Origin of the sequence: Pseudomonas sp. NPDC090233 (assembly GCF_044772285.1) — a bacterium.
Lineage (GTDB): Bacteria > Pseudomonadota > Gammaproteobacteria > Pseudomonadales > Pseudomonadaceae > Aquipseudomonas.
This window is the reverse complement of sequence record NZ_JBIVYQ010000004.1, coordinates 496,641-512,109: the sequence shown is the minus strand read 5'-3', so window position 1 is coordinate 512,109 and position 15,469 is coordinate 496,641. Positions and strand designations below refer to the sequence as shown.

Sequence of the window (15,469 nt, the reverse complement as noted above, 5' to 3'; positions counted from 1 at the left end):
CAGTACCGGTGGGAGCGGCTTCAGCCGCGAAGAGGGCGACTCAGGTTCCGGACTTGATCCTGGTCCAGGCCCGTGTCCGCGCCCGCTCCGCATCCCGTGACAACGGCTTGAGCGTATACAGCTTGGCCATCGCCTCCGCCGTCGGATACAGGTTGGGGTTGTTGCGAATCGCCGGGCTGACCTTCTCGGTCGCATCTTTGTTCGGGTTCGGATACCCGACAAAGTCGCTGATCGGCGCAATCACCTCCGGCCGCAATAGGTAATTGATGAACGCGTGCGCATCTTCCGGGTTGGCTGCCCCCTTTGGAATGGACAGCATGTCGAACCAGATCGGCGCGCCTTCCTTGGGCAGGCGCATGTCCACCACCACGCCATTCTTGGCCTCCCGTGCGCGGTTGGCGGCCTGGGAGAAGCTGCCGGAATACCCGACGGCCACGCAGATGTCGCCGTTGGCGATATCGGCCATGTACTTCGAGGAATGGAAGTAGGTGATGTGCGGGCGGATCTTCAGCAGCAGCGCCTCGGCTTTCTTGTAGTCTTCAGGCTTGCCGCTGTTGGGGTCCAGGCCCAGGTACTTCAGGGCCAGCGGCAGGATCTCCGAAGGCGAATCGAGCAACGCCACGCCGCACTGCTTGAGCTTTGCAATGTTCTCTTCCTTGAAGATCAGGTCCCAGCTGTCTACCGGCGCCTGGTCGCCGAGCACTGCCTTGACCTTGGCCGGGTTGAAGCCGATCAGCACGGTGCCGTACATGTAGGGCACGGCGAACTTGTTGCCCGGGTCGTTGGCCTCGATCAGCTTCATCAGCGCCGGGTCCAGATGCTGCCAGTTCGGCAGCTTGCTGCGGTCCAGCGGCTGGAACACGCCCGCCTCGATCTGCTTGGCGAGGAACACGTTGGACGGCACCACCACGTCATAGCCGGAGTTGCCGGTCAAAAGCTTGGCCTCCAGCGCTTCGTTGGTGTCGAAGATGTCGTAGACCAGCTTGACGCCGCTGTCCTTCTGGAAATCGGTCAAGGTCTGCGGGGTGATGTAGTCGAACCAGTTGTACACACGCAGGGTGCGCTGTTCGGCATGCGCCTGGAGCGCACCGGTGAACAGGGTGGCAGCGATGAACGGGGCGAGCAGACGCTTGAGTCGGACCATTACCGGGCTCCTGGCTGGGCGCGCTGGAAGCCTTCCAGCACATTGACCGCGTTGATACCGATTTCTTCCACAGCGTAGCCGCCTTCCATCACGAACAGGGTCGGCTTGCCGAGCTGGGCGATGCGCTGGCCCATTTCCAGGTAGTCCGGGCTGTCCAGCTTGAACTGGGAGATCGGGTCGTCCTTGAAGGTGTCCACGCCCAGGGAGATCACCAGCACGTCGGCGTCGTAGTCGGCGATGCGTTGGCACGCAGCGTCCAGTGCCGCGCTCCAGGCGCCCCAATCACTGCCGGCCGGCAGCGGGTAATTGATGTTGTAGCCTTCACCTGCGCCTTCTCCGGTTTCGTCGGCATAACCGAGGAAGAACGGGAATTCGGCCTGCGGGTCGCCGTGGATCGAGGCGAAGAATACGTCGTTGCGCGCGTAGAAGATGTCCTGGGTGCCGTTGCCGTGGTGGTAATCGACATCGAGGATGGCCACTTTGGCGCGGCCCTGGTCGAGGAAGGCTTGGGCCGCAATGGCGGCGTTGTTCAGGTAGCAATAACCGCCCATGACTTCGGCGGCGGCGTGGTGTCCAGGCGGGCGGCACAGGGCGAATGCCGAATGGGCGCCCTGCTGAATAGCGGCTTGGGCGGTGAGGGCGACTTGCGCGGCGCTGTAGGCTGCCTGCCAGGTGCCGGCAGTGATCGGTGCACCGGCATCGAAGCTGTAGTAACCCAGTTCGCCATGCAGGCCGGTCGGCTTGACCTGGCGCAGGGTGCGGGCCGGCCAAGTGAAGGGCAGCAGGTCGCCGTCGTGGCCCAATGCGGCCCAGCGGGCCCAGGCGCCTTTGAAGAAATCGAGGTAGTCGGCACTGTGGATGCGTTGCAGCGGCGCACGGCCGAAGTCGGTCGGGCCTTGGACATCACCCAGGTTGCGCTTTTTCACCTGGTCGAGCACATGGTCGGCGCGCGAAGGCATTTCGAAGCAGGGCATCAGCTTGCCGTCGATCAGCTCGCAGCGGCCGTGGTGCAGGCGGTGATCATCGGAATAGATCGTCAGCATTGTTGTTCTCCGTCAGGTACTGGCGTAGGCCCATTTTCACGGGCGGCCCGGTGCGGGAGAACGTTGCAAACGGCCAAAAGGGGATCGATGTGGCCAAGGTGGTCAGCCGCGGAAATGGCTTGGCGCCACACCGCTCCAACGCTGGAACGCATGTCGGAAGCTGGCCGTCTCGCTGAAGCCCAGGGTTTCGGCGATTCGATAGATCGGCATCTGCTCATCTGCCAGCAGCTGCTTGGCGCGCTCGAAGCGCAACTCATCGAGCAGCTGTTGATAACTGCTGCCCAGCGCCTGCAGGTGTCGGCGCAAGGTCCGCGACGAGCAGTTCATCTGCCGCGCCAGGCCTTCCAGGCCAGGTGCCGCATCCAGTTGCTGCAGCAACAGCTGGCGAATCCGCCCCAGCCAAGCCTGGCGCCCCGTGAACTCCAGGTTCAGGCGCCGGCAGCGTTCGCTCATGGCCTTGTGGGTGATCGGGTCGGCCAGCGGTAGCGGTGCGTCCAGCCAACGGCGCTCGAAGGCAAAGGCGTTGTCTTCGGCTTCGAAGCCGAGCGGGCAGGGGAATGCACCGGTATAGCGCGCGTGATAACCGGGCCGAGCATGTTCGAAACGGGCGCCGAGCAGCGGCAGCGGGCGGCCCAGCAGGTCGTCGCAGATGACTTTCAGCGAAACCAGGCAAAACTCGGCATTGAACGCGGCCAGGGCTGGGGCGTCGCGGTAATCGTTGGCACTGAACCAGACCCGCTGGCCATCGTCGACCAGGCGCAGCTGGAAAACTGTTCCCAGCAGTGCCGGATACTGCAACGCCAGGCGCAGGGCGTCACCCAAAGTGGCACTGGAGAGCAACGCGTAACCGAGCATGCCGTAGCACGACACATGCATGCGCTGACCCAATTCGAGGCCGATGTCCTCGCGCCGAGCCACGGCATTGGCGCACACCTGCAGCTCCTGTTGAGTGGTGATGCGCGCGTCGCTATGGCCAAGGTCTGCCGGGCCTATGCCGCTGCCCGCCAGCAGTGTCGAAGCCTCGCAGCCTTGTTCCTGGAACAGGTTGAGGATTAGCGATACCGCGTTGAGGGTAGTCAGGTGGCTGTGCAGCATGCTCGGTATTCCCGTGGGGCTGGGAGGCATTATGGAGCAAGTTGTATGCCGACAAATGTAGGAGCGAATTCATTCGCGATGCGCCGCGCGGGCGGCGCTCGATCTTCCAGGCACCGCATTACTGACGGCAGACGAAAAAAAAGGCCCGGAGCGTGCGCTCGGGCCTTTGAAAGGTTGAGAGGTGTCTAGTCCCTCGACCTGGTGAGACTGTTTGCAGCGGCCTGGGTTACGCCTTCAGCGGAACCAGACGTGGAGCGATCATGTTCTCCGGACGCAGGATGTCGTTGAGCATCGCTTCGTCCAGCAGCTTCTCTTCGCGCACCAGTTCCAGTACGCCGCGGCCGGTTTCCAGGGCAACGCGGGCGATACGGGTGGCGTTTTCGTAGCCGATGTAAGGGTTCAGGGCGGTGACCAGGCCGATCGAGTGCTCGACCAGTTCACGGCAGCGCTGTTCGTTGGCGGTGATGCCGACGATGCAGTGTTCGCGCAGCATGTCCATGGCGCGCTGGAGCAGGCGGATCGAGTCGAAGATCTTGTAGGCGATCAGCGGCTCCATCACGTTCAGCTGCAGCTGGCCACCTTCGGCGGCGACGGTCAGGGCCAGGTCGTTGCCCATGATGGCGAAGGCCACCTGGTTGACGGCTTCCGGGATTACCGGGTTGACCTTGCCTGGCATGATCGAGCTGCCTGGCTGACGCGCTGGCAGGTTGATTTCGTTGATGCCGGTGCGTGGGCCGCTGGACAGCAGGCGCAGGTCGTTGCAGATCTTCGACAGCTTGACCGCGGTACGCTTGAGCATGCCGGAGAACAGCACGAAGGCGCCCATGTCGGAGGTGGCTTCGATCAGGTCGGCAGCCGGCACCAGCGGTTGGCCGCTGATGGTTGCCAGGCGCTGTACGGCCAGCATCTGGTAGCCCGGGTCGGCGTTGATGCCGGTACCGATGGCGGTACCGCCCAGGTTGATTTCGGTCAGCAGTTCCGGGGCCAGCGAGCGCAGGCGCTGCAGGTCTTCGGTCATGGTGGTGGCGAAGGCGCGGAATTCCTGGCCCAGGGTCATCGGTACGGCGTCCTGCAGCTGGGTACGGCCCATCTTCAGTACGTGGTCGAACTCTTTACCTTTGGCAGCGAAGGCCTGGATCAGGCTGTCGAGGCTGGCCAGCAGCGCGTCGTGGCCGAGCAGCAGGCCCAGGCGGATGGCGGTCGGGTAGGCGTCGTTGGTCGACTGCGCCATGTTCACATCGTTGTTCGGGTGCAGGTACTGGTACTCACCCTTCTGGTGGCCCATGGCCTCCAGCGCGATGTTGGCGATGACTTCGTTGGCGTTCATGTTGGTGGAGGTACCAGCACCGCCTTGAATCATGTCCACCACGAACTGCTCGTGGTAGTCGCCCTTTATCAGTCGTGCGCAGGCTGCGCTGATCGCGGCGTGCTTGGCATCGCTCAAGTGCCCCAGCTCACGGTTGGCGTCAGCAGCGGCCTGCTTGACCATCGCCAGGCCGACTACCAGTTTCGGGTAGTGCGACAGCGGAACACCGGAGAGGTGGAAATTGTTGGCAGCGCGCAGGGTCTGGATGCCGTAGTAGGCATCGGCAGGGACTTCAAGGGTACCAAGCAGATCTTTTTCGACGCGGAACGATGCAGCGGAGGACATGATGGATATCATCTCGATTTGGGCCCGGCACCTGCCGGAATGGCGCCAATCCTAGGCCTGAAGGCGATTTTGCGGCCAATGCTGTTGCACGCTAACCTATGCACAAACGGCATAGTGTTTCGTGTGACGCCAATTGACATTCGAGCGTGTTCCATTTTGGTGCATGCCGGGAGAGATGCTTCGTGAACCTGGAAAGCAAATGGCTGGAAGACTTCAGTGCTCTGGCCTCGACCCGCAGTTTTTCCCAAGCCGCAGAGCGGCGTTTCGTGACGCAACCGGCCTTCAGCCGGCGCATACGCAGCCTGGAAGCAGCGCTGGGGCTGACCTTGGTGAATCGTTCCCGTACACCGATCGAATTGACCGAAGCGGGACAGCTGTTTCTCGTCACTGCGCGGACTGTTGTCGACCAGTTGGGCGAAGTTCTGCGGCATTTGCATCATCTTGAAGGAGGGCAGGGCGAGGTCATCCAGATCGCCGCGGCGCACTCCCTGGCATCGGGCTTTTTCCCACGTTGGGTTGCCCAGTTGCGCAACGACGGTTTGAACATCGCTACTCGCCTGGTTGCGACTAACGTAGGGGATGCCGTGCATGCATTACGGGAGGGTGGTTGCGACCTGATGTTGGCATTCTACGACCCCGATGCGGCGCTGCAGATGGACGCCGAAATCTTCCCGTCGCTGCACATGGGCACCACGGAAATGCTGCCGGTCTGTGCTGTGGATGCCGACGGCAAGCCGTTGTTCGACCTCGAAGGCGACAGCAGCGTGCCGTTGCTGGCCTACAGCGCCGGTGCGTTTTTGGGGCGTTCGGTGAACCTGCTGCTACGCCAGCGCAACCTGCGCTATACCACGGTCTATGAAACGGCCATGGCCGACAGTCTCAAGAGCATGGCACTGGAGGGCATGGGCATCGCCTGGGTGCCGCGTTTGTCGATGCGCGGCGAATTGGAACGTGGCGAACTGGTGATATGTGGCGCCAGTCAGTGGCACGTGCCGCTGGAAATCCGCCTGTACCGCTGCGCGCTGGTGCGCAAAGCCAACGTGCGCCTGCTGTGGCGCAAGCTGGAGGGGGGCGTTGCGGTTGACCCGAAAGTCAGCCAAAGCCCCGAAAAATAAGGCCGACAGTTGGTCGCCAGGGGTGCCAGCAACGCCCTGGGTTACGGTATACTGCGCGGCCTTTCGACCGGGCAGCTCCGGTCCGGATCAGCAAACAAGCCACGCCGGTCGTCCCGCGTGGCTTGTTGTTTTTTGACGCGCCTGCGGGCGCACAAGCGAAGAGGCTCGACGATGAGTGCACTGGTTGGCGTGATCATGGGCTCCAAGTCCGATTGGTCCACCCTTAGCCACACCGCCGATATGCTGGAAAAACTCGGCATTCCCTACGAAGTGAAGGTGGTTTCCGCCCACCGCACCCCGGATCTGCTGTTCCAGTACGCTGAAGAAGCCGAAGGCCGTGGCATCGAGGTGATCATCGCGGGCGCCGGTGGCGCTGCGCACCTGCCAGGCATGTGCGCTGCCAAGACCCACCTGCCGGTGCTCGGCGTGCCGGTGCAGTCGTCGATGCTGTCGGGTGTCGATTCGCTGCTGTCGATCGTGCAGATGCCAGCCGGTGTGCCGGTTGCCACCCTGGCCATCGGCCGTGCCGGGGCGATCAACGCCGCGCTGCTGTCGGCGAGCATCCTCGGCGCTAAGTACCCGCAGCACCACGCGGCGCTCAAGCAGTTCCGCACCGAGCAGACCGACACCGTGCTGGACAACCCAGACCCACGTCAGGCTTGAGGCAGAACCCATGAAGATCGGTGTAATCGGTGGCGGCCAGCTGGGCCGCATGCTGGCCTTGGCGGGCACTCCGCTGGGCATGAACTTCGCCTTCCTCGACCCGGCGCCGGACGCCTGCGCCGCGCCCCTGGGCGAGCACCTGCGTGCCGACTACGGTGACCAGGACCACCTGCGCCAGCTGGCCGACGAAGTCGACCTGGTGACCTTCGAGTTCGAAAGCGTCCCGGCCGAGACCGTGGCCTTCCTCTCCCAGTTCGTCCCGGTCTACCCGAGCGCCGAAGCGCTGCGCATCGCCCGCGACCGCCTGTTCGAGAAGAGCATGTTCCGCGACCTGGGTATCCCGACCCCGGCCTTCGCCGACATCCTCTCGCAGGCCGACCTCGACGCCGCAGTGGCCAGCATCGGCCTGCCGGCCGTGCTCAAGACCCGCACCCTGGGTTACGACGGCAAGGGCCAGAAGGTGCTGCGCACGCCTGAAGACGTGGTGGACACCTTTGCCGAGCTGGGCAGCGTGCCGTGCCTGCTGGAAGGTTTTGTGCCGTTCACTGGCGAAGTGTCGCTGGTGGCCGTGCGTGCCCGCGATGGCGAAACGCGCTTCTACCCGCTGGTGCACAACACCCACGAGAGCGGCATCCTGAAGCTGTCGGTGGCCAGCGCCTCGCACCCGCTGCAGAGCCTTGCCGAAGACTACGTCGGCCGTGTGCTCAAGCAGCTGGACTACGTCGGCGTGATGGCCTTTGAGTTCTTCGAGGTCGACGGTGGCCTCAAGGCCAACGAAATCGCCCCGCGTGTGCACAACTCCGGGCACTGGACCATCGAAGGCGCCGAGTGCAGCCAGTTCGAGAACCACCTGCGCGCCGTTGCCGGCCTGCCGCTGGGTTCGACCGCCAAGGTCGGTGAAAGCGCCATGCTCAACTTCATCGGTGAAGTGCCGGCGGTGGACAAGGTCGTCGCCATCGACGACTGCCACCTGCACCATTACGGCAAGGCCTTCAAGGTCGGGCGCAAGGTCGGCCACGCCACCCTGCGCTGCCAGGACATGGCCACCCTCAAGGCCAAGATCGCCGAAGTAGAGGCGTTGATCAGCAACTGATCGAACTTCTCTAAGCGCCTTGCCCTCTGAACATGGCAACAAGTCAAAGCCCGTCTAGGCTTTGGCTTGTTCCATTTTCACTGCAGAGGGATTGCCATGGGCATCATTGGAACCATCTTCATCGGCCTCATCGTCGGCCTGCTGGCCCGCTTCATCAAACCGGGCGACGACAGCATGGGCTGGATCATGACCATCCTGCTGGGTATTGCCGGCTCACTGCTCGCCACCTATGGCGGCCAGGCGCTGGGGATCTACCAGGCCGGGCAGGCGGCGGGCTTCTTCGGCGCGCTGGTCGGTGCCGTGGTCTTGCTGGTGATCTACGGGCTCATCAAGAAGCGCTGAATACTGGTTAGAATGCTCGGCAATTCTTCTGAGTTGCCGAGCATTTTCATGCGTGCCTTTTTCCTCATTCCCCTACTCCTGGCCAGCACCCTGGCCCATGCCGAACTGCCTGAAACCGACTGGCTGGAGCTGATGCCCAAGTCGGACCAGAAAGCCCTCGAACAGATGCCTGAAATCGACCACGACTCGCCCGAGGCGATGGGCACGTTCACTGACAAGGGCGGCCTGAAGCAGAGCAAAGGCCTGCCGGCGGTGATGTATTCGACCAAGACCGTGGCCGCCATGAACGGCAAACAGATCCGCTTGGGCGGTTACCCGGTGCCGCTGGAAAGCGATGCCAAGGGCAACAGCACGCTGTTCTTCCTGGTGCCGTACCCCGGCGCCTGCATCCATGTGCCGCCGCCGCCACCGAACCAGCTGGTGCTGGTGCGCTATCCGAAGGGGTTGAAGATCGATGATATCTACACGCCGCTTTGGGTCAGCGGGACGTTGAAGGTGGAGAAGGTCAGCAATGACCTGGCCGATGCGGCGTATGCGCTGGATGCGGGGCAGGTGAGAGTGGTGGAGGATGCTGATCTTTGAGGTTGTCTGTACTGGCCCATTCGCGGGTAAACCCGCTCCCACAGGATTTGCGCGCTACTTGTGGGAGCGGGTTTACCCGCGAAGAGGCCGTGCCAGACAATGCCAGGGTCAGATTACTTCACTCGCAATAGTAACCTTGAGGGCACTGCTTGCCCCGGGCTTCAACTCCACCACATCATCCCAGACATTCGCCGTCTCGATGCACAGCATCCGCTGCCAGCCATCATCGGCCATGTCCACCAATTCCTTGGCCCGGTCGGTCCAAGGGTTCCAGATCACCGCCGAGCGCGAACCGCTGCTGGTCAGTTTGATGCGCCGGTTCCAGTGTGGGTCGACGATGCTCAACGTTGCAGGTGTATTCAGATAGATGCGGTCGGTTTCACCGGTGAACGCCAGCGCACCCTGCTGCTGGCGCTGCTCCCAGTCAGCCAGGGTTTCGATGTAGTCCAGCCCCTCGACGCCCTCGACCCGCGCCTGGCGCACATCACTGACGGCGAAGTAGCTGTGCAGGGCCTGGCTGATGGTGACCGGGCTGTTGCCCATGTTGCGGCTGGTCAGGCTAAGCTCCAGCGCATCACCCATCAAGATCTGCAGCTTCAGCTCGACGTCATGCGGCCAGTCGGGCAGGTCGCCCTTTGCCTGCGGCAGTTCGAACTCGATGCGCAGCGCGGTGCCCGCGTCTTCGATACCCAGCAATTGCCAGTCGCGCGTGCGCGCCAGCCCATGCGCAGGCGCCTGCTCACCCTTGTACATGGCCTGCACCGACGGCGGGTTGCGCTGCAGGCTGCCGAACCACGGCCAACACACCGGCACACCCGCGCGCACCGACTTGCCCTGACGGAAGATGGCCTGGTCGCTCAGCCACAGCAGAGGCGGTTCGCCAATACACTGGTAGCTGAGGATCTGCGCACCCTGCTGGGCGATCAGTAGTTCGGCGCGGTCGCTGGTGATGCGCCAGCAGTTGAGTTCGCCGTGAAGCTCGGTTTCGACCTTGTAGGTAGCCATTGCGCTTATCTCATTGATTGCCTGTGGGCCTTCGACCCGGTGACGTGCAATGAGTTTAACGCCCGCAAGGCTCAGCGACGAGGCACCGAACGGGTGCGGCCGCTGCCGTCGATGGCGACGAACACGAACAGCGCTTCGGTGACCTTGCGCCATTCGCTGGACAGCGGGTCGTCGCTCCACACTTCGACCATCATGCGGATCGAGCTGCGGCCGACTTCCTCGGTGTGGGTATAGAACGACAGTTGCGCACCCACGGCCACCGGCACCAGGAAGGCCATGCGGTCGATGGACACCGTGGCCACCCGGCCCCCAGCAACGCGGCTGGCCATGGCAGTGCCGGCCAGGTCCATCTGGGCGACCAGCCAGCCGCCGAAGATGTCGCCGAAACCGTTGGTTTCGCGGGGCAACGCAGTGATTTGCAAGGCCAGGTCGCCTTGCGGGATGGGATCTTCTTGTTCGAGCTCAATCATGCGGTGGGGCCTCTGACCCGTGACGCTTCGTTGGTGTGGCGCAAAGGCCGGGTAAACGATTCAGCTGGAAACATACTACGCCGATTTCGTTTCGCTGGACGGCCGTAGGGAAATTCTGCGAAACCGTCTGACATCAAGACCGGCGTTTTCGCACAATATCCCACTTAAGCGGCGTCCTTTTCCTACGAACGGCCAGTATATATAGCCGAAGGCTTAGCGACGACCGCACTTTCATGAATATCTGTATGGATTTTGTATCGCTTTCAGCACGGCTCGGCAATTTGCTATCTTCGCCTGTCCCAGCAAGCCAGAAGCCGCGTGCCAAGCGGCCTGCATCACCTACAAGAGAACAACGAGCGATGACTTCCGTGCCGAGCAGTATCGAGCAGCCCTCGCGGCCGCTGACCCGCAGTGACTACAAGACCCTCTCACTGTCCGCCCTGGGCGGAGCACTGGAGTTCTACGACTTCATCATTTTCGTGTTCTTCGCCACGGTGGTGGGCAAGCTGTTCTTCCCGCCCGACATGCCTGAATGGCTACGCCTGATGCAGACCTTCGGCATCTTTGCCGCAGGCTACCTGGCGCGGCCGCTGGGCGGCATCATCATGGCGCACTTCGGTGACCTGCTCGGGCGCAAGAAGATGTTCACCCTGAGCATCTTCATGATGGCCCTGCCGACGCTGATCATGGGTTTGCTGCCGACTTATGCGCAGATTGGCCTGTGGGCACCGGTCTTGCTGCTGCTGATGCGGGTGATTCAGGGCGCGGCGATTGGTGGTGAGGTGCCGGGTGCCTGGGTGTTCGTTTCCGAGCACGTGCCGGCCCGCAACACCGGCTACGCCTGCGGCACCCTGACCGCCGGCCTGACTGCGGGCATTCTGCTGGGTTCGCTGGTGGCGACCCTGATCAACACCGTGTACAGCCCAGAGGAAGTCGCCGATTACGCCTGGCGTATCCCCTTCCTGCTCGGCGGTGTGTTCGGCCTGTTCGCGGTGTACCTGCGCCGCTGGCTGCACGAAACCCCGGTATTCGCCGAGATGCAGCAGCGCAAGGCGCTGGCTGAAGAACTGCCGCTGGCCACCGTGCTGCGTGATCATCGCGGGCCGATCATCCTGTCGATGCTGCTGACCTGGCTGCTTTCGGCGGGTATCGTCGTGGTCATTCTGATGACCCCGGCGCTGCTGCAGAGCCTTTACCACGTCAGCCCGACCGACTCGCTCAAGGCCAATAGCCTGGCGATCGTGCTGCTCAGTCTCGGCTGTATTGCCTCTGGCAGTTTGGCCGACCGCTTCGGTGCGGGCCGTGTGTTCGTGATCGGCAGTCTGTTGTTGCTGACGTCTTCCTGGACCTTCTATCACAGCTTGCCGACTCATCCGGAGCTGCTGTTCCCGCTGTATGCCATTACCGGTCTGTGCGTGGGTGTGATTGGTGCCGTTCCTTATGTGATGGTCAAAGCGTTCCCGGCTGCGGTGCGTTTCAGCGGCCTGTCGTTCTCCTACAACGTCGCTTACGCCATTTTCGGGGGGCTGACGCCGATGGTGGTGACTGCGCTGCTCAAGGTCAGCCCGATGGCGCCGGCCTATTACGTTGCGGGGTTGTGTGCGGTTGGTTTCGGTGTGGGGCTGTATTTGCTTGCCAACAAGCGCTGATTTGCGTTGCCTCTGCTGGCCTCATCGCGGCTGAAGCCGCTCCTACCATCCGTGATGGGACCAGCCCAGCCTCCGGCAATGATGGCCTTTCATCCAATTGTCACATTGGGGTCATATCGTGTTCATGCGGCCTGCCGATACTTGGGCCCGTTCCATCCAACACCCACAATATTCCTGCTAGGAGCAAGGCATGAAACTGAAGCGTTTGATGGCGGCCCTCACCTTCGCCGCCGCTGGCGTTGCAACCGCCAATGCGGTAGCCGCTGTCGACCCAGCCATCCCGACCTACACCAAGACCACCGGTGTTTCGGGCAACCTCTCCAGCGTCGGGTCGGACACCCTCGCCAACCTGATGACGTTGTGGGCCGAGGCCTACAAGAAGGAATATCCGAACGTAAACATCCAGATTCAGGCTGCCGGCTCCTCCACCGCGCCACCCGCGCTGACCGAAGGCACCGCCAACCTCGGCCCGATGAGCCGCAAGATGAAGGATGTCGAGCTGCAGGCCTTCGAGCAGAAGTACGGCTACAAGCCGACCGCCATCCCGGTCGCCGTCGACGCCCTGGCCGTGTTCGTGCACAAGGACAACCCGATCAAAGGCCTGACCATGGCCCAGGTCGATGCAATCTTCTCCTCCACCCGCCTGTGCGGTGGCAAAGCCGACGTTAAAACCTGGGGCGACCTGGGCGTGACCGGCGACCTGGCCAACAAGCCAGTACAGCTGTTCGGCCGTAACTCGGTATCGGGCACCTACGGCTACTTCAAGGAAGAAGCCCTGTGCAAAGGCGACTTCAAGCCTAACGTCAACGAACAGCCAGGCTCGGCTTCGGTCGTGCAGTCGATCAGCTCCTCGCTGAACGGCATCGGCTACTCGGGCATCGGCTACAAGACCGCCAGCGTCAAGACGGTCGCCCTGGCCAAGAAAGAAGGCGGTGAGTTCGTCGAAGACAACGAAGCCAACGCCCTGAACGGCACCTACCCGCTGTCGCGCTTCCTGTACGTCTACGTAAACAAGGCCCCGAACAAGCCTCTGGCCCCGCTGGAAGCCGAGTTCGTCAAGCTGGTGCTGTCGCAAGCTGGCCAGCAGGTCGTGGTGAAGGATGGCTACATCCCGCTGCCGGCCAAAGTTGCCGCCAAAGCCCTGGCTGACCTGGGCCTGGACCACAACGGTAACGTTGCAAAGAAGTAAGTAACTGAGGACGAGGCCGGCACTGACGCTGGCCTCCTCCCCGCATTCTCGGCCCGAAGCCAGGGTTCCTGCGCGGCGGGCTTTGTTGCGTCAACTCACTGTCATGTTTTTGTCATACGGGACCGCTAGGGTGTGCGCATGAATGATCTGGCCAATTCCACAATGACCCCAAATTCCCCACCCGTGCGAATTGACTTCAATACGCCCGAGTTGCAACGCAAGCGCCGCCTGCGCGCGCTCAAGGATCGCCTGACCCGCTGGTATGTACTGGTGGGCGGGCTTGCCGTGCTGGCAGCCATCACCCTGATCTTCTTCTATCTGGCCTATGTGGTGCTGCCGCTGTTCCAGGGCGCCTCGCTGACCAGCAAGAAAGCCCTGGAGCCGGCCTGGCTGCAGCAGGATGCCGGCAGGCCGCTGATGATCGCCCTGGAAGAGCAGAACCTGGTCGGCATGCGCGTTTCGGACAAGGGCCAGGCGCTGTTCTTCGACACCAAGACCGGCAACGAACTCAAGCGTATCGACCTGCCGCTGCCAGAGGGCACCCAGGTCAGTTCGATCAGCACCGATCAGCCGGGCAGCCCGATGGTGGTGCTGGGCTTGTCCAACGGTAAGGCGCTGGTGTTCCACCACACCTACAAGATCACCTACCCGGACAACAAGAAGACCATCACCCCCGGCATCGACTACCCGTATGGCCAGGAGCCATTCGTCCTCGACGAGCAGGGCCGTGCGCTGGAGCACATCAGCGTCAACGTCAATGGCGATACCCTGGTGCTGGCCGGCTCCACCGGTGCGCACCTGCAGGTGATCGAGCTGACCCGCACCGAGAACATGATGACCGAAGAGGTCACCACCGAGCAGAACCGCATCGAGCTGCCGCAGATGACCGAGGTGGTGAAGAACATCTTCATCGACCCGCGCCAGCAGTGGCTGTATGTGATCAACGGCCGTGCCACCGCAGATGTCTTCAGCCTGCGCGACAAGAGCCTCAATGGCCGCTACAAACTGTCCGAAAACGCCGACACCGAAATCACCGCCAGCGCGCAGCTGGTCGGCGGCATCTCGCTGATCATCGGTGACTCCAAGGGCGGCCTGGCCCAATGGTTCATGGCCCGCGACCCGGACGGCGAATCGCGCTTCAAGCAGATCCGCACCTTCCAGATGGGCAAGGCGCCAATCGTGCAGATCGATGCCGAAGAGCGCCGCAAGGGCTTCATCGCCCTGGACAGCGAAGGCAAGCTCGGCGTGTTCCACAGCACCGCGCACCGTACCCTGCTTGTAGAACCGGTTGCCGAAGGTGCCGGTACCTTGGCCCTGTCGCCTCGCGCCAACCGCATCATCATCGAACAAGGTGGCAAGCTGCTGCCGCTGAGCCTGAAGAACCCGCACCCGGAAGTGTCCTTCAGCGCGCTGTGGGGCAAGGTCTGGTACGAGAACTACGACGAGCCCAAGTACGTTTGGCAGTCGACCGCGTCGAACACCGACTTCGAGCCCAAGCTGAGCCTCTCGCCGCTGACCTTCGGTACCCTCAAGGCCGCGTTCTACGCAATGATCCTGGCGGCGCCGCTGGCCATTGCCGCTGCGATCTACACCGCCTACTTCATGGCCCCAGGCATGCGCCGCAAGGTCAAGCCGGTGATCGAGCTGATGGAAGCGATGCCGACGGTGATCCTCGGCTTCTTCGCCGGCCTGTTCCTGGCGCCGTACCTGGAAGGGCACCTGCCGGGTGTGTTCAGCCTGTTCCTGCTGATGCCGTTCGGCATCCTGCTGGCCGGCTTCACCTGGAGCCGCCTGCCTGAGTCGCTGCGCCTGCGGGTGCCGGATGGCTGGGAAGCGGCGATCCTGATCCCGGTGATCCTGTTCACCGGCTGGTTCGCCCTGACCATGAGCCCGTACCTGGAGACCTGGTTCTTCGGCGGCGACATGCGCCTGTGGATCACCAACGACCTCGGTATCACCTACGACCAGCGCAACGCCCTGGTGGTCGGTATTGCCATGGGCTTCGCGGTCATCCCGAACATCTACTCGATCGCCGAAGACGCCGTGTTCAGCGTGCCGCGCAGCCTGACCCTGGGCTCCCTGGCCCTGGGCGCAACGCCGTGGCAGACCCTGACCCGCGTGGTCATCCTCACCGCCAGCCCGGGCATCTTCTCGGCGCTGATGATCGGCATGGGCCGTGCGGTAGGCGAGACCATGATCGTGCTCATGGCCACCGGCAACACCCCGGTGATGGAGATGAACCTGTTCGAAGGCATGCGCACCCTGGCCGCCAACGTGGCGGTGGAAATGCCCGAATCCGAAGTGGGCGGCAGCCACTACCGTGTGCTGTTCCTCGCCGCCCTCGTGCTGCTGATGTTCACCTTCATCATGAACACCTTGGCCGAGCTGATTCGCCAGCGTCTGCGCAAGAAATACTCGTCGCTTTGAT

14 protein-coding genes are annotated in these 15,469 nt (G+C 62.7%); 8 read left to right on the top strand and 6 right to left on the bottom strand.

Features of this window, described 5'->3' with window-relative positions:
• Positions 1 to 40: 40 nt before the first annotated feature.
• The 4 genes from ACIQUF_RS13675 to aspA all read right to left on the bottom strand — a co-directional run bounded on the left by ACIQUF_RS13675 (position 41) and on the right by aspA (position 4,933).
• Positions 41 to 1,144 (bottom strand): polyamine ABC transporter substrate-binding protein, encoded by a 1,104-nt coding sequence (locus tag ACIQUF_RS13675; protein ID WP_403132176.1) that lies wholly within the window; start codon positions 1,142 to 1,144, stop codon positions 41 to 43.
• On the bottom strand, positions 1,144 to 2,187 hold the full coding sequence (locus ACIQUF_RS13670; RefSeq protein WP_403132173.1) for a histone deacetylase family protein: 1,044 nt from the start codon (positions 2,185 to 2,187) through the stop codon (positions 1,144 to 1,146). The genes ACIQUF_RS13675 and ACIQUF_RS13670 overlap by 1 nt, the downstream gene beginning before the upstream one ends.
• Before the next feature lie 102 nt (positions 2,188 to 2,289).
• Positions 2,290 to 3,282 carry an AraC family transcriptional regulator gene (locus ACIQUF_RS13665; protein ID WP_403132170.1) on the bottom strand — a complete coding sequence of 331 codons (993 nt, stop codon included), beginning with the start codon at positions 3,280 to 3,282 and terminating at the stop codon, positions 2,290 to 2,292.
• Positions 3,283 to 3,508: 226 nt separating this feature from the next.
• Complete coding sequence (gene aspA / locus ACIQUF_RS13660; RefSeq protein ID WP_403132168.1) at positions 3,509 to 4,933, bottom strand: aspartate ammonia-lyase; 1,425 nt, start codon at positions 4,931 to 4,933, stop codon at positions 3,509 to 3,511.
• A 182-nt stretch (positions 4,934 to 5,115) separates the two neighbouring features.
• Between aspA and ACIQUF_RS13655 the strand changes: the two genes are divergently transcribed.
• From ACIQUF_RS13655 to ACIQUF_RS13635, 5 genes are all read left to right on the top strand, one after another.
• Entirely contained in the window at positions 5,116 to 6,048 is a 933-nt protein-coding gene (locus tag ACIQUF_RS13655) for a LysR substrate-binding domain-containing protein (RefSeq protein WP_403132165.1), read from the top strand.
• Positions 6,049 to 6,219: 171 nt separating this feature from the next.
• The gene (gene purE / locus ACIQUF_RS13650; protein WP_403132162.1) at positions 6,220 to 6,711 is read left to right on the top strand and encodes a 5-(carboxyamino)imidazole ribonucleotide mutase; all 492 of its coding nucleotides are present in this window, start codon (positions 6,220 to 6,222) and stop codon (positions 6,709 to 6,711) included.
• A 10-nt stretch (positions 6,712 to 6,721) separates the two neighbouring features.
• Positions 6,722 to 7,804 carry a 5-(carboxyamino)imidazole ribonucleotide synthase gene (locus ACIQUF_RS13645; protein ID WP_403132159.1) on the top strand — a complete coding sequence of 361 codons (1,083 nt, stop codon included), beginning with the start codon at positions 6,722 to 6,724 and terminating at the stop codon, positions 7,802 to 7,804.
• Positions 7,805 to 7,900: 96 nt separating this feature from the next.
• A complete protein-coding gene (locus tag ACIQUF_RS13640; RefSeq protein WP_027592121.1) occupies positions 7,901 to 8,146 on the top strand; it encodes a GlsB/YeaQ/YmgE family stress response membrane protein in 246 nt (81 codons plus the stop codon).
• A gap of 48 nt (positions 8,147 to 8,194) precedes the next feature.
• Complete coding sequence (locus ACIQUF_RS13635) at positions 8,195 to 8,728, top strand: DUF3299 domain-containing protein (RefSeq protein ID WP_403132157.1); 534 nt, start codon at positions 8,195 to 8,197, stop codon at positions 8,726 to 8,728.
• Positions 8,729 to 8,836: 108 nt separating this feature from the next.
• Here ACIQUF_RS13635 and ACIQUF_RS13630 read toward each other — a convergent pair whose 3' ends face one another.
• Both ACIQUF_RS13630 and ACIQUF_RS13625 read right to left on the bottom strand, forming a co-directional pair.
• The gene (locus tag ACIQUF_RS13630; RefSeq protein ID WP_403132154.1) at positions 8,837 to 9,733 is read right to left on the bottom strand and encodes a D-hexose-6-phosphate mutarotase; all 897 of its coding nucleotides are present in this window, start codon (positions 9,731 to 9,733) and stop codon (positions 8,837 to 8,839) included.
• Positions 9,734 to 9,804: 71 nt separating this feature from the next.
• Positions 9,805 to 10,203, bottom strand: a complete 399-nt coding sequence (locus tag ACIQUF_RS13625) for an acyl-CoA thioesterase (protein ID WP_400801571.1) — start codon at positions 10,201 to 10,203, stop codon at positions 9,805 to 9,807.
• A gap of 359 nt (positions 10,204 to 10,562) precedes the next feature.
• Between ACIQUF_RS13625 and ACIQUF_RS13620 the strand changes: the two genes are divergently transcribed.
• From ACIQUF_RS13620 to ACIQUF_RS13610, 3 genes are all read left to right on the top strand, one after another.
• Positions 10,563 to 11,852 carry an MFS transporter gene (locus tag ACIQUF_RS13620; protein WP_403132152.1) on the top strand — a complete coding sequence of 430 codons (1,290 nt, stop codon included), beginning with the start codon at positions 10,563 to 10,565 and terminating at the stop codon, positions 11,850 to 11,852.
• A gap of 190 nt (positions 11,853 to 12,042) precedes the next feature.
• Positions 12,043 to 13,041, top strand: a complete 999-nt coding sequence (locus ACIQUF_RS13615; protein WP_400801568.1) for a phosphate ABC transporter substrate-binding protein PstS — start codon at positions 12,043 to 12,045, stop codon at positions 13,039 to 13,041.
• A gap of 138 nt (positions 13,042 to 13,179) precedes the next feature.
• A complete protein-coding gene (locus ACIQUF_RS13610; RefSeq protein WP_403132149.1) occupies positions 13,180 to 15,468 on the top strand; it encodes a phosphate ABC transporter permease in 2,289 nt (762 codons plus the stop codon).
• The last annotated feature ends 1 nt before the right edge of the window (position 15,469 follow it).